Here is a 15774-nt window from a genome sequence, read left to right on the forward strand (position 1 = left end):
TTGCGGGGGATCGGCCATGACCATAGTGAAGCGCGGCAATAACTACCATTTGAGAAAGCGCGTGCCGCGTCGGTATCAGGACGTGGACGAGCGCAAGAGCGTGTGGGTCAGCCTGCATATGGACTCCTTGAGCGTCGCCCAGCAAAAGGCGCACGCAGCTTGGCAGCACATCGTCGAAGGCTGGGAAGCCCGGCTTGCCGGAGACACAAGCGACGCCGAAAAGCGATTTGAAGCCGCCAAAAATCTCGCCGCCGTGCGGGGATTCCGCTACCTCCCGGTAGATTGCGTGGCCGAATTGCCCCAAGACGATTTGCTTGCCAGAGTCGGAGCAGTCAAAGAGCGCAAGGATGGCAGGCCCGATATGCGCGACGCCAATGCCATCATGGGCGGCGTCTCCGCACTGGTATTGCCACGGTTTAGTTCCGGTCTCTTTCGAGCAATTTTTGCTATGAAGGAGATAAAGAATGGCAACGAGATACACGGACGAGTTTCGCCGTGATGCTGTGCGCATCGCGACGACCAGTGGACTGACACGGCCCCAAGCGGCCTCCGATTTAGGGGTTGGGCTGTCGACGCTGAACAAATGGGTTCAAAAGCATCAACACGATGATCTAATGTCGGGTCCGCACGAGGACGCCGAGAAAGAGAACGAACGCCTTCGTAAGGAAGTCCGTTTGTTGCGCGAGGAGAGGGAAGTGCTAAAAAAGGCGGCAATCTTCTTTGCAGGCCAAAGTCGGTGAGGTTCGCCTTCATCGACGCCTGGAAAGAAGAATGGTCGGTCGAGTTTCTCTGCTGCATTATGCAGGATTCATCGCGTGGGTTCCGTGCGTGGCGAGTGCGCCCAATGAGCCAGCGTCAACGCGATGATATGGTGATCCTGGCCCATATCCGCGAGCAGCATCGCTTGAGTCTGCAAAGCTATGGACGGCCACGCATGACCGAAGAGCTCCAAGAGCTGGGACTGAAAGTCGGTCATCGGCGCATAGGTCGTTTGATGCGTGAGAACGACATCAAGATCATCAGAACCCGAAAATACAAGGCCACGACTGACAGCAACCACAGGTTCAACATTGCGCCCAATCTGCTGGATCAGGGTTTTTCTTCGGATGGGCCAAACCAGAAGTGGGCCGGTGATATAAGCTACATCTGGACCAGCGAAGGGTGGTTATATCTGGCCGTCATCCTCGATCTGTATTCCCGGCGCGTCATTGGTTGGGCTGTCAGCAACCGCATGAAGCGGGATCTGGCGATCCGAGCGTTGGACATGGCCGTGGCGCTGCAGCAACCGCCCAAAGGCTGCATTCATCATACGGATCGCGGGTCGCAATATTGTTCCAACGAGTGTCAGCGACGCCTGTCAAAGCACGGCTTCAAGGTCTCAATGAGCGGCAAGTGCAATTGTTACGACAATTCCATGGTCGAGATGTTCTTCAAATCAATCAAGGCAGAGTTGATCTGGCGCAACCCTTGGGACACACATCGCCAGGCAGAGGGCGCGATATTCCAGTATATCAACGGGTTCTATAATCCACGACGGCGGCATTCATCGCTAGGGAGAAAAAGCCCCTTAGCCTTCGAACGAGAAAGGCTGCCTAAATGAGTTGAGAGACCGGAACACAACCGTGACAAGACCACATCTGGTGATCTTGCTTCCGTTTCGCCATCTTCGATCTCGTTCGTATTGAGGCTCCACAGACAACGAACTGCAGCTCGCGTCAGTGTCCGAATTTCGGCAGGTGCTCATTCAATGAGAGAAAATCACATTTATGTGTAAAGTAGCAAATCACAAAGCACTTCGATTCTGTTTCTTTTTTTCCAAAAATTTTCTTTCACAAGGCCCAATACAATGCCCGCAAGCCAAGCACTCGTTGACCTCGAAGCAGAGATTCTAGAATTTTCTGGCCACCTCGAAACAACCGCCGGAACCGTAGAAACGGTCAACGACATTCTAGGTACTGCCAAGGACATACTTGAGATCCCAAGCGATATCCACAAAGCTGCGCTGCGACTTGAAAAGGTTGCCAAAAGCGGTGGTGTTATCGCCGAAGCCTTTTCAAAAATCGGAGTTCTCAAGGTCGTCGCACGGCCCTTCAAAGAAGTCCTTTATGAGGTCTCTGATACGTTCAAGAAGATCGACGACAAGGCGCAAGATCTTGAGAAGAAATTCGAGCCTTACATCGAGAAAATGGAGGTCGCCGAAGAGGCGCTCGACGTCATCAATGAAACACTGGAAGACGAATCAAAGGCGACCAAGAACCTTTCGGACCGCATCGGATTGGTCAATGATCGCCTCAACAACGCGAAGATTTTCGTCGATTCGTCGGTAAATACGGTTCAGGCGATTGAGATCAAGGCTCGGTTGACTACGCTGTTTTCGGAGATCGATACAGGGGCGACTATCGCATATAACGCGTTGGCCCCGATGAACAACGTCATGGCATTGGTTGAGAAGGCAGCGGATGATCTACGCAATCTTCTCGATCTCCCCGACTTTCAGCTTCTTGTCGATTTCAAAGACCAAATTCAGGAAATCGAGGACGCACTGGGCGTTCTGGCGGCCCCGCTGGAGGCCGTCTATGACGCGGCGGGGGCCGTTCTGGACGCGCTTGGCTCTATCTTCGGATTCCTTCTGAAACCGCTTGAGGCAGTTCTGGACGCGGTGCTGGAAGCAACGGGCATTCAGGGGCTGATCGAGGATGCAGCCGACTATATCACGGGGCTACTGCCGGACATCGAGATTCTCGATACGATCCAGAAGGCGCTTGCGGATGCCATGGACATTGAGTTCAACGTGCTGTTGAACACAGGTATCCTTGACCGTCTGGATGCTCTGCTGGCGCAATTGGACCCGGCGCAGTTCCTCCCCTCTGTCATCGGACCGGTCACCGATATCGGCGAGAACGGCAGCGATGGAAATGACACGCACCTCGCACTGTTTCATGGCGAAGGCGGTGAATACGTTCGCCCGACAAGTGGGGACGACCTGATCGTCGGAGGTGATTTCGACGATACGCTGAATGGGGGGGCCGGCGTTGACTATCTGATCGGTGGGGGCGGCGACGACACCATTGACGGCGGCGAAGGTGCCCCCGGCGAGCGCGACGTGGTCATCTACTCGGGCTACATCAACGACTATTCCATTGTCAGCGAATTGGGCGCGGATGGGCTTAACCACGGTGTCTGGTACATCGGCGACTATTCGATGAACTCCACCACGAACGACGGCTATGACAAGCTGATCGACGTCGAGGACATCGTTTTTATGGATGCCACGGTGCCAATTGGCGATCTGGACACCTATATCCGCACCCGCAGTGTTGATGGCAGTTATGGCGATAGCCCTGCGGGCTATCCTTTTGGGTGGACCGACGGGATCTATGGCTATTACATCAGCCGCACCTATTCGGACGTGCGCGAAATCGGGTCGGCCCCGGAGGGATATCCAGATGGGCAATACAAGACCGGCGACCTGCTCTATACGTCCAACGGCGTCGACTGGGTTTTCACCGGCCCCGGTTTCGAAGAAATCTGGGCTGGGCCGGGCAAGGATCAAATCACCAGCTATGCCAACGGGCCGATTTCGACCGAGATGGGGCACCCCGGCGACATCCTTGGCGGTGAAGAGGGCGACGACCTTTTCCTGATCGGCGCGGGCAGCGGAATCTATGACGTTGTTTACGGTGGCTCTGGCGTCGACTCGATCGTCTATCAGGCGATGAAGAGCGGGCTATCTGTGTTTATGGCGACCGGAGCCGACGACGCGCTGTTCCGCCCCTCTTCTGTGGCGATTGATGTCGATTTCAACGGGCGTCTTCAGTCAGATCCGAATCTACCTCGTGTCGGGGTGATCCGGGATGTTGAGAACATCAACGGCACCGATTATGACGATCATTTCTGGGGATCGGCCGTCAGCAACATTATCCTTGGTCGGGCCGGGAATGATCAGATCCGCGGGCTGGACGGCAACGACATTCTGCGCGGTGGCGACGGAAATGACACGCTGATCGGTGATCGCGGCGACGATGTCATGGATGGTGGCGCGGGCTATAACGAGTTCATCGGCGGATGGGGTAGCGACACGATCACCGGCGATGAGAGCGGATTCAACACCGTTATCTACGGCATCTCGGCCTCGAATACGCTGAGCGCGCTCAACCCGAGCTTCGTTGATTTTCAGACCACGGGACCGGCCGACCATGACTTCAACTTCCGGATAACGGTCTATCGCAGCGCGACCCAAGGTGTGGCATGGGTCAGTAAATACGACGAATCCGGCGCCTTTATCGGCGAAGACCGGCTGGAGAACATGACCCGCCTTGTCGGCACCACCGGTGATGATTTCATTCAGGCGGCAGATGGTGTCGTAGTCCAGCAGATTTGGGGCGGTGACGGGAATGACACGATCGAGGGCGGATCTGGTGCCCAATTTGCAAATGGATCTTCGAACCGTCTTCACGGCGATGGCGGCGATGACCACCTCTATCTTGGCGGCGTTGAAAATCAGATCTACGGCGATGAAGGCAGCGATACCATTCACGTTCTGGCGGGCCAGAACGTGGACCGCGATTTCCTGACCGGGGGGGACGGCTCTCATGCTCTGGCGGGGATCGACGTCCTTAATCTGACTGAAACCGAATATTCCTGGCAAATCTACCTGAACGCTGGATCTGGTTTTGGCGACCTTGTCGGCAAGTCCCCTTTAAGCATGACGGCGGCGACAGATCATAAGTACATTCAGGCAACCGCAGGCGTAAATGGGGCCGTAGCCCGCGTGCCGGGCACCAACCAGAACGGCCAAGTGGTCGAGGGCGTGAATTTTGAACTGCGGGTGCCCGACAGCAACACGCTGACACCCGGCGGCACCGGAAGGATCGGCGAATTCGAAGTCATCCTTGCATCGAACAACCGTGATATTATCGCGGTCGGGAGCGATGAAAACGCGATCCTAGTGCAGGGCAACGGCGGCGACGACGTTCTTTTCAGCGCGCAGATATTTGCGGACAGCCTGTTTGGGGGCGAAGGCGACGACGTTCTAGGCACCTACAACCAGTCTCTGGGCGGTGACTCGTTCCAGCGGAACTATGCCGACGATAAGATCATTCTGCTTGATGGTGGGGATGGCGACGATACGCTTGTTGCGGGCGACGTGCGCGAGGATATCATTGGCGGGGTCGGCACCGACGAAGTGACCTATGAGACGGGTCTCGGCGGCGTGACCATTGACCTTGAGACCGGCGAAGCCTCTGGCGGATATGCCGAGGGTGATCATCTCGACGGGATCGAGAATGTGATCGGGTCCGTGGATGATGACATCCTGACCGGGGACAGTGGGACAAACGTGCTGACTGGCTATGACGGGAACGACACCCTTTCAGGCGGTCATGGCGATGACGTGCTTTTTGGCAACGATGGCGACGACGTTCTATCGGGCGGTGAAGGGAATGACCAACTTCATGGTGGCCTGGGCCTTGATACGCTGGATGGCGGGGATGGCATAGACACCGCCATTTTCTCTGAGCGTCAGAGCCACCCCAAGGGCGGCAATTTCCTGATAACCGGCCTGTCGGTCGGCGTTGCTGTGGATCTTGCCAACCACAGTGCGGGCGGTGAGATGCTTTGGAACATCGAGAACGTCAAAGGCAGCATGGGTAACGACACCATATTTGGTGATGCGGGTGATAACGTGCTGGCGGGCGATCTGGGTGCAGACAGTATCAACGGTCGTGAAGGCGATGACGTGCTGGATGGCGGCGAAGGCGACGACACGATCTTTGGCGGAGACGGCGATGATTGGTTGAGCGGCGGCGCGGGCACCAACCACCTTGATGGTGGTGCGGGCTATGACACGCTGGATTATGGCATCGTCGGCTACGCCATGAAAATCGAGATGGTCGGCGCGGGCACCCGCGCGGCAGAGGCAACCGGACTTGCCACCCGCCACGCCGAACTGGACTGGGCTGTCTGGTCCGATACGGTTCAGGAGGTCGCTGACCCGCTTGGCCGCCCAGGCGAAATGATCCAGGTCGGAACAGATGAGGTGCGCTATACCTATCAGCTGTTCGACCATGGCACCGACGATCCATCCGACGATACGTATCGCCGGGAAGACCCGATCACGCCGGAACGCCTGTTCCGGCTGGACCCGACGTTCGCGCGAACGCCTTCGGACCTGAGCCCGGTGCGGTTCCTGCCTGACGTGTTATTGCCGGAACAGAAGTTCAGTGTTCTCAAGAAGTATGTTGTGGCGCGGGATTACTTTTCCGGGTTTGAGTTGATTGCTGGTGGGTCGGGCAACGACACGATCTTTGGCAACGACGAGTCCACCACCTTTCACGGCGGCTTTGGAGCGGATACGATTTTCGCCGGAGGCGGCATAGACACGGCTGATTTCACAGGCTCCGAGGCGGGCGTTACTGTAAATCTGACCACTGGGGGCAACTTTCGTGGCGACGCTGAAGGCGACGTGCTGAACGGGTTTGAACACCTGTCGGGGTCACAGCATGGCGACCATCTGACGGGGAATTCCGGTGCCAACGTCCTTGTCGGCGGACGCGGCAACGACACGCTGGAAGGTGGCGCTGGCGAGGATACGGTCGTCTTTGACGTTGCCAGCACCGAGGTCGGTATCGGCTATGCGCCCGAAGGCTTCAAGGTCGTTCAAGCGGATGGCAACGTCATTCTAGAGGATGATCGCGTCAGCGCCGACGTCGAGTTTTTCCGCTTTACCGACGTCACCCTGACGCAGGCCGAGTTGATTGCGCGAATCGCGCAAGGCAACGATCAGGCGAACACCCTGATAGGCACGTCGCAGGCGGACATCATTCCGGGGCGCGGCGGCGACGATCACATCGAGGGTCGCGGTGCCGACGACACGCTGGATGGGGGCGCCGGGAATGATACGCTCTTGGGCGAGGACGGAAATGACAGCCTGATTGGCGGCACCGGCATCGACGATATGTTCGGCGGGCTGGGCGATGATATTTACGTTGTTGACGACGCAGGCGACCAGATGACCGAGGCGCAAGATGCCGGGACGGATACGGTCGAGACGGCGGTCAGCGTGCGGTTGTCTGACAACGTCGAGAATGCGATTCTGCTCGGCTCTGATGATATCGGCGTGACCGGAAACGATGAAGACAACCGGATGACCGGCAACAGTGGCAACAACTTGTTTCAGGGTGACACCGGAACCGACACTGTGGTTTTCGACATTGCCTTTGCTGATGCGCAGTTCGACTTCAGTGCGCCGAACTTCTTTCTTGTCACCTCGACTTTGGGTGTTGATCGGCTGGAAGACATCGAATTCCTGCAATTCTCTGACCAGCTGGTCGATGTGACCAGCCTGCACGAGTCAGAGGTGCCTACGACGTCTGGTCGGCTCTATGCCGGGGACTATTTCGACAACGATAACGGCGTTGATACCTCGCGCGAAGGCGGCGGCACGCAATTCCTGTATTTCGGCACGGCGTCACAGGGGTCGAACCGCAACAACCAGTTCCACTTCACGACAGAGTTTCTCGCCGAAACCGGGCGTGCATTCTATGGCGGCCAAGGGTTTCAGAACTACAGCACGAACAACCTGAGCTGGATCGACACAGCGACCGTGAATCGAATTTCTGTTGATTTTCAGGGTGGGAACACCGCTGATGTGTCGATCGACGGGCTGGACCTGCGGCTCTACGATCTGATCAATGCTGACTGGGCTTTTTTCGAGGACAGTGTTTTCAATCGCAATGACAGCATGATCGGCGGATATTTTGACGATCACCTCCTTGGCTATGCTGGCAACGATACCATTATGGGTGGACAGGGCGACAAGGAAAAATACAACGTCGCCACCTTCCCCTACCCCAACACGATCCCGACGCCTTTCCACAATCCGGGCGAGAGCGTTACCGATCCGGCGTTCTTTGTCTTCGACGGAAATGACACGCTGGACGGTGATCAAGGCGATGACCTGCTTGATGGCGGCACCGGCAACGACCGACTGATTGGCGGCCTCGGCGACGACCAGATTTGGGGCGGCGGGGATGACGGCAACGACACGATGATTGGCGGTTCTGGGAATGACACCCTGCATGGCGGTGGTGGGATCGACGAGGCCGTGTTTGACGTCGCTTCGACGGATGTCAGCGTCACGGTCACCCCCGATGGCGCGCTGATCATGGCGTCTTTGGAAGGGACCGACCGGATTGATGCGGATGTGGAAATCTTCCGCTTTTCGGACGCAACCCTTACCTATGCCGAGGTCGCCGCGCTTGCGATTGGCGGCGGGACAGGAAACGACACACTGCTTGGCACGTCGAACAACGATACCATTGACGGTGGCGACGGCGATGATGTCATTGATGGCCGCGGCGGTTATGACAGGCTTGATGGTGGCGCCGGCAACGACACCCTGCTGGGTGGTGATGGACGCGACACGCTGACCGGCGGCACGGGGATTGACCACTTCGAAGGGGGGGCTGGCAACGACCTCTATCTCATCGAAGACCCTGCCGAGACGATCTATGAGGCGCGCAACAACGGCTACGACACCGTCTGGATCAACAAGGATTACGTCCTCTCGGAAAATATCGAAGAGCTTGTCGTTAAATACGGCGGTACGGTCAACGCAACGGGCAATAGCGGCGACAACCTGATGACGGGCTTTGCCACGGCCAACAACTTCTTCGGGATGGCGGGCGCGGATACTCTGATCGGGTACACCGGCACCGATTCCCTTGAGGGGGGCGACGGGAACGACAATCTGGAAGGTGGCGCAAGCAACGACCACGTGCACGGTGGCGCAGGCAACGACACGATCGACGGCGGCACCGGCGCTGATCACGCCATGGGTGGGACCGGAGATGATATTTTCTACATCGACGATGCGTTGGATGTGGTGCTCGAACTCCCCGGCGAAGGTTTGGACACAATCGTTTCAGCCATCAGCAAATACCTCCCGGCGCATGTCGAGAACCTGATCCTGACCGCAGAGGCAAACGACTATGCCTATGGCAACGATTTGGCGAACCTGCTTGTCGGTGATACGTCGAACAATACACTGCACGGCGGGGACGGCGACGATACAATCGTCGGCGGCGCAGGATATGACACCGCGACTTTCGATGCGGATCTTTCGCAAGTTGTCATTGCTCAGGGCGTCGGAGGCATCTGGGTTTCCTCGACCGGCGGCGTTGATTTCGTTGCCGACGACGTAGAGGGGCTGTCGTTCGCCAATAATGGGTCAGTCAGCTATAGCTATGCCGTGCAGCTCTACCCTGCCCGCGCTGCGGGCACCGACCTTGACGATACGCTGTTTGGCACGCCTCTGGCAGATCGGTTGATCGGGCGAGGTGGCAGCGACCGGATCGAAGCCCGCGCGGGTAATGACACCGTTGAAGGCGGCGCGGGCGACGACACACTGTTTGGCGAAGCCGGAGACGACAGGCTGCGAGGGGGAAGCGAGAACGATTCCCTGGAAGGCGGCGCGGGCGATGACCTGATAGAGGGCGAAGTCGGCGATGATCATGTGCATGGTGGCGACGGAAACGACACGCTGGATGGCGGGATCGGTGCGGATCATGCGATGGGCGGAGCTGGCGATGACGTCTATGTCGTCAACGAAGCGGGCGACGTTGTTGTTGAGGCGACTGGTGAGGGAATGGACAGCCTCTATACCAGCGTGACGTTCACTCTGCCGCAGAATGTCGAGGCTCTGTTTCTAATGGGGACGTCCGCCATCGACGCAATTGGCAATGGTGCCGCCAACCATTTGGTCGGAAACGCATTCGATAACGTTCTGACCGGCGGCGGCGGTGCGGATACCATAGACGGCGGCATCGGGACCGATACCGCTGTTATCGATGCCACGCGGGCGCAGGTGTCTGTTACCGAAAACGGCGATGCCATCGAGATCCTACTTGCTGGCGTCACAAGCGTCTTTCACGAAGTGGAATTCTTCCGCTTCAACGACATGACCCTTTCCGCCGCGTTGGCGACTCTTCCTCCTGCGGCAACAGCGGGCCCGGATTTGATCAACGGCACAGCAGGGAATGACAGCATTGACGCACTTGCTGGCAATGACACCGTCAATGGTTTGGGCGGACACGACACGCTATTGGGCGGCGATGGCAATGACCGTCTGGATGGTGGTGATGGAAATGACCGGCTTGAAGGCGGCGATGACGGCGATACGCTCATCGGCGGGGCTGGGGACGATTTCCTGTATGGCGGCGCGACCGAGGCCGATTTGCGCGATGTGGTCTATGGCGGCGATGGCAACGACAATATCGACGGCGGTTATGGCAATGATGAGCTGCGTGGCGACAACGGTGACGATACGGTTTCGGGCGGCTTCGGCACCGATACGGTCATTGGCGCGGACGGCAATGATGTGCTGACGGGCGGGGCGTGGTCCGACGTGCTCTACGGCAACGCGGGCAACGATTTCCTCAACGGCGGCTTCGGCTATGACCGGATGAACGGCGGGACAGGGGCCGACCGGTTCTTCCATCTCGGGGTCGCGGATCACGGCTCGGACTGGATACAGGACTATACGGCAGCGGATGGTGATGTTTTGGTCTTCGGCCGCGCGGCCACGATTGATCAGTTCCAGGTGAATCTGATCGAGACCGCCAATGCCGGTACGGCCGGTGTCGAGGAGGCCTTTGTCATCTATCGCCCCACGGGTCAGATCTTGTGGGCGCTGGTTGATGGCGGCGGGCAGGACGAGATCAATATTCAGATCACAGGCAATGTCTTTGATTTGCTATGATCTGAACTGATGCCGGTTTCGTGAACACCGGGACGAGGTGTTTATGAAATTGGAGAACAGCAATGCCGAGAATATGAGCGCGAGCCGACACAGCTATGACGGCTCGCGATGTGAGTCTCGCGCAAGCGGCCAAATATCTGGACAGCGAAGGGTTGGCTTTATTGGGTAGTCGTCACCGATCTACTCTCACCACGCGTCGTGGGTTGATCGATGAATTGACGATCTGGCGGCGCGGTCGGGCAAAGAAACTGTTGCATCACTCAGATCAGGGCAGCCAAATACACATCTGAACCGTTCCAATGCCTGACGGGAGACAACGGCATCACCTGTTCGATGAGCCGGTTTGGAAACGTCTGGGACGTTCGGCTGGTCCACGTCAGTGACGTCAAACGATCTGGGGGGTCGTTTGACGGCGCAAAATGCAGCTACCGAAACATTCTTCTCGTCGCTCAAGATCCAGCGCGTGATGCGCAAAGCCTACCGACCGCGCGATCAAGCCCGCACCAATGTCCTCAACGACATCGAACGCTTCTACAACCCGACACACCCCCACTCGTCCATCAAATATCTATGCCCTATCAATACGTGGAAAGAGCGATGAAAGCTTAAATTACCCGTCCACGAAACCGGCACAGCTCATTCTTCGACACGGATCAATCCCAATTGGCCGCGTGAACCCAAACAAATCTCATCCTAAACGACCCGCAAACCAGTCCAAAATAGTGGAACCACTTCAGATCAAAGGATCGTAAGACCACTGCAAAAGGCCTTGGCGTTGACGGGGGCGGCAAAAGACATCGCCAGGATAGCAGTTGGCCCGGATTTGCCCGGCATGACGCGCAAACCCTTTCCATCGTTTGATTTGAATGCGATCGATATCGGCAAGGCGCCGACCAAGATAGTATCGGCAATACCATTGAAACCATCCGCGCGGATCGGGGCCGTATATCCACCCTTTCTGTTGCCAGACCTTGAGGGGCTGACGGCTTTTAACACCGAAAAAGTTCAGGGTTATGTCAGGTTTTGGACTAATTTTCGCGTTCTGATACCACTCGGAGGGGAATTCGTCGGTACAATCGTTGAGGTAGCGGCCCTCGAACACACCCATTTCCAGCATCGTTTGAGGCGAATAGTGGGGTTTGAACTCAACATCAAACTGCTCACCTTCCGGCGCTGACAGAGTATATCTATATCCGGTTTGCATCTTGTCATTTACGACAATTTCTCTTCGGTCAGTCATGGCCTTCTCTTCGCTCAATGGTGCTCCGATTGCGTCCAAATCTAAACACATGGTCGCGGCATCCTAGCAGATCCGAAGGAGGTCGTCAGGCTGACATGGCCACTTTTCTCTCTGACGAACAGCATCGGGATCAAGTTCTTTGGCTATGGCGAACGGCGTGCTCGCAAACACAGCATGCGGCAGCGGCGCGGGCTCGTTGAACCGATTGCCTGCCCTTGGCACGGCAGATCGCGTGCGCGTGGCCAAAACACAACGAGCAACAGGGACGTCACGCATCAGGTATTTGTTCAACAATAGCGCCCCATCCGCCCCGCCGTCATCAATCTTCAGGCCGTATGTCCAAGGTATTTCCGCCAATCCCCGATTTCGGAAATATCTGTGGCGCCCTCGGTCCCGCTCGCCTCGCAAACAAAGCCTTTCACCCAGGTTCCATCCGATAATTCGATTGATCCGATCCCAAGCGGCGCTGGAATACCCTCGACGAAACTCCCAAGCGCGCTTTTCGGCAGGGACCAAATTTCCAGTGCGACCGAGGCGGCCGGTTGCGTAATCGCGCGAACAAGGCCCGGCCGTTCCGGCGGCCCGCCCGCCAATGCGTAGAACTGGTACTGCGCCGCAGTCTGCGCTTTGCGCAGAAACTGGCCGCCGCGATCAGAAAGCTGCCAGTTGAGCGGCAGACCCGCCATATGCGCACCACAGACGGCAAGCTCGATGGTGTCCGAAGCCGCCGCGGCTAACGGTGCGGGGTTCGGGACCGAATGCGGTGTGGCCCCCATGTTACGCGAACATGCCTGCTCGAAGCCGCGCGCGACCGATGCGACCTTGGCGTCCTGCCCCGCCTGCGCCAACAATGTGACGCTGCCCGGCCTGCCATCTCTGCGCGCCGCCGTGGGCACGGCGATGCCGCACATGTCCAGAAGATTGACGAAATTTGTATAGGTTCCAAAGTTTGAATTCGGCGTAATCGGGTCCGCCTCCAGATCGGCCACGCTGTAGAACGTCGGAATTGTCGGCACGCAAAGCATGTCGAGACCGGCGAGCATAGGTTCGGCCGCGCGTTTGAGGTCCGCCAGCCTGTAAATGCCCCGGAACGCATCGGCGGCGGACATCGTTTCGGCATGCGTGATGATCTGTCGGGTAACGGGATGAACGGCATCAGGGTCGCGCGTCAGAAGATCCTGGATGACCGTGTAGCGCTCGGCAACCCAAGCGCCCTCATAAAGCATACGCGCCACGGCATAGAGCGGGCTGAAATCTATATGTTCGATCCGCGCGCCCGTGGCCGCGAGGGCAGCAACATCACGGTCGAATGCTTCTTTCTGAATCTGGTCCCCGAAAAATTCGATGGACGCGGCATCAGGAACTCCGATCCGAATATCTGATGCAGGGGCGGTGAGTTTCTCATGCACAAGAAGTTTGGAGTACGCGTCGGCCGGATCATACCCTCGCGCCACGGCAAAGGCCGCGTAAGCATCATCAACGGTCAGCGCAAAAATCGAAATCGTATCCAACGTACGACAGGCTGGCACCACACCAGTCGCCGACAATGCGCCCAGCGTGGGCTTCAGCCCGACAATGTTATTGAGTGCAGCAGGCACCCGGCCAGATCCTGCAGTGTCTGTACCAAGCGAAAAGGTCACGATCCCGTGGCCCACAATTACGCCAGAACCGCCCGAAGACCCGCCCGGCACAATCAGTGGATCAACCGCATTGCGCGGCGCGCCATAGGGCGTGCGCACCCCGACAAGACCCGTGGCGAATTGATCCAGATTGGTCTTACCGATCATCAACGCACCGGCAGCCCGCAAATTCGCGATGACAAAGGCGTCGGCCTCGGGGGTATAGGCGTACGCCGGGCAACCGGCTGTCGTCTCGATCCCTCCCACATCGATATTGTCCTTAGCCGCGAAGGGGATCCCCCAGAGCGGCAAGGATGGATCATATGCCCCCAGTCCCGCCGCCTCGGCCCGCAGACTGTCGCGGTCGCGCAGGTGAATGAAAATCCCCGGATCATTGACGGCATCCAGCCGGGCAAAAATTTCGTCGATGACATCGATCGGGCGCGTACCCGTCGCATAGGCGTCTTTCAGGCTGGTCAATGTGAAGGGCAGATCGCTTAGCATAACAATGTCTCCGGTTATTCAGGCCACTTGGCGGCGCGCAGGTGGTTTGGGCGCCGCCGCCAGCAGCGTCTTGGTATAGTCGTGTTGCGGATTGGACATGACATCCTGTGCAGGGCCTTGCTCGACGATCTCGCCCGCTTTCATCACGATCACATGGTCGCACAACAACCGCACAACATGCAGATCATGGCTGACAAACAGATAGGTCATGCCAAGCTTGGCGCGCAGATCGACCAGCAGGTTCAGAACGACGGCCTGAATCGACACGTCCAGCGCGGCGGTCGGTTCGTCCAGGATCAGGAATTTGGGCTCCAGTGCCACCGCACGTGCAATCCCCACGCGCGCCTTCTGACCGCCCGAAAGCTGATGTGGAAAGCGATCGAGCAAAGGTAGCGGCAGGCCGACAAGCGTGGCCAGTTCCTCGACCCGAGTCGCCAGTTTCGCACCGCGCAACCCGCCCAGCCGATGCAAAGGGTCCGCAATCGTCTGACGCGCTGTATGACGCGGGTTGAGGCTGTCGGTGGCATCCTGAAACACCATCTGAATTTCGGCGCGGCGCGGGTTGCGGGCAAATCCCTGCGCCGGGATGCCCGCGATGTCGTGGCCATCAAACAGGATTTCGCCGCTGGTGGCATCCATCAGGCGCACCAGAATTTCCGATGTGGTGGATTTTCCACAGCCACTTTCCCCAACCAGCCCAACGCTTTGGCCCTGCTTGATACTAAAGGAAATGCCCTTGACCGCATGGACCGGGCCAGAGGATCCGCGATAGGTCTTGGTCAGGTTACGCACCTCAACAAGCGGACGGTCATGCACATGATGGGGCAGCTCAGCCTTTCGGTCCTCGGGCGGCAGCAGGCTGCGAATGCTTTCGCCAACGCGCGGGGTCGCATCCACCAGCTTGCGGCTGTAGGGATGCTGTGGCGCGCTGAAAATCTGCACCGGATCGCCCTGCTCGACAATCACCCCGTCCTTCATCACCATGATCCGGTCGCAATATTGCGCCGCAAGGCCAAGGTCATGGGTGATCAGGATGCTGCTCATGCCGCGTTCGCGGATCAGGTCACGCACCAGATCCATCACCGCCTTTTGCGTAGTGATATCCAGCCCTGTCGTGGGCTCGTCCGCAATCAGCAGACGCGGATCACAGGCCAGTGCAATGGCGCAAACGATACGTTGGCACATGCCGCCCGAAAGCTCGAACGGATAGGCATCATAGCGCGCTTCGGCATCGTTGATACGCACCGCCCTGAGCGCGGCAATCGCCTTGGCGCGGGCATCCTGACGGGTGGCGCGGGCATGGCGGCGCAACACATCCTCGATCTGATGGCCCACCTTGCGGATCGGGTTCAGCGCGGCGCGCGGGTTCTGAAAGATCATCGAAATTTCGCGGCCGCGAATGTCGCGCATGTCGCGTTCCGCTGCGCGGCGCAGGTCGATCCCGCTATAGGTCGCCTCGCCCGCCGCGATGGTGCCGCCCGCATCCAGAATGCGCATCAAGGCATAGGAGGTCACCGATTTTCCCGACCCGCTTTCGCCGACGATGCCAAGGATTTCGCCTTTGGCCAAATCAAAGCTGATACCGCGCACCGCGTCGACGGTGCCGCGCCGGGTCTGAAACGACACGGCAAGGTCTTTGACGCTCAACATGC

At 58.0% G+C, this 15774-nt stretch carries 6 protein-coding genes and 1 pseudogene; 4 read left to right on the top strand and 3 right to left on the bottom strand.

Annotation, left to right across the window (positions count from 1 at the left end; translation table 11 throughout):
- The first annotated feature begins 16 nt into the window (after positions 1–16).
- The 4 genes and pseudogenes from BSF79_RS01950 to BSF79_RS20040 form a co-directional block, all read left to right on the top strand.
- Entirely contained in the window at positions 17–499 is a 483-nt protein-coding gene (locus tag BSF79_RS01950; RefSeq protein WP_090267615.1) for a DUF6538 domain-containing protein, read from the top strand.
- A protein-coding gene (locus tag BSF79_RS01955; protein ID WP_090267617.1) for an IS3 family transposase occupies positions 465–1600 on the top strand; the annotation gives its coding sequence in 2 pieces (ribosomal slippage) (positions 465–711 and positions 711–1600; 1137 coding nt in all). Before BSF79_RS01950 ends, BSF79_RS01955 begins: the two co-directional genes overlap by 35 nt.
- Positions 1601–1846: 246 nt before the next feature.
- Positions 1847–10759 carry a calcium-binding protein gene (locus tag BSF79_RS20035; protein ID WP_090267619.1) on the top strand — a complete coding sequence of 2971 codons (8913 nt, stop codon included), beginning with the start codon at positions 1847–1849 and terminating at the stop codon, positions 10757–10759.
- A 135-nt stretch (positions 10760–10894) separates the two neighbouring features.
- Positions 10895–11360, top strand: a pseudogene (locus BSF79_RS20040) (transposase); the annotation flags it as partial.
- Positions 11361–11492: 132 nt separating this feature from the next.
- On the opposite strand, the gene BSF79_RS01965 reads toward BSF79_RS20040, so the two are convergent.
- From BSF79_RS01965 to BSF79_RS01975, 3 genes are all read right to left on the bottom strand, one after another.
- Positions 11493–11999 (bottom strand): hypothetical protein, encoded by a 507-nt coding sequence (locus BSF79_RS01965; RefSeq protein WP_090267870.1) that lies wholly within the window; start codon positions 11997–11999, stop codon positions 11493–11495.
- Between the two features lie 326 nt (positions 12000–12325).
- Positions 12326–14122, bottom strand: a complete 1797-nt coding sequence (atzF, locus tag BSF79_RS01970) for an allophanate hydrolase (protein ID WP_090267621.1) — start codon at positions 14120–14122, stop codon at positions 12326–12328.
- Positions 14123–14140: 18 nt separating this feature from the next.
- A complete protein-coding gene (locus BSF79_RS01975) occupies positions 14141–15772 on the bottom strand; it encodes a dipeptide ABC transporter ATP-binding protein (protein WP_090267623.1) in 1632 nt (543 codons plus the stop codon).
- Positions 15773–15774: the final 2 nt, after the last annotated feature.

The organism is Thalassovita taeanensis, assembly GCF_900110775.1.
In the GTDB taxonomy this organism is placed as follows: Bacteria; Pseudomonadota; Alphaproteobacteria; order Rhodobacterales; family Rhodobacteraceae; genus Litorimicrobium; species Litorimicrobium taeanense.

Excerpts from the sequence above, each read along its gene's own strand:
- BSF79_RS01950 (WP_090267615.1), top strand. The coding sequence starts at position 17 with ATGACCATAGTGAAGCGCGGCAATAACTACCATTTGAGAAAGCGCGTG.
- BSF79_RS01965 (WP_090267870.1), bottom strand. The coding sequence starts at position 11,999 with ATGACTGACCGAAGAGAAATTGTCGTAAATGACAAGATGCAAACCGGA.
- BSF79_RS20035 (WP_090267619.1), top strand. The coding sequence starts at position 1,847 with ATGCCCGCAAGCCAAGCACTCGTTGACCTCGAAGCAGAGATTCTAGAA.
- atzF (WP_090267621.1), bottom strand. The coding sequence starts at position 14,122 with ATGCTAAGCGATCTGCCCTTCACATTGACCAGCCTGAAAGACGCCTAT.
- BSF79_RS01975 (WP_090267623.1), bottom strand. The coding sequence starts at position 15,772 with ATGTTGAGCGTCAAAGACCTTGCCGTGTCGTTTCAGACCCGGCGCGGC.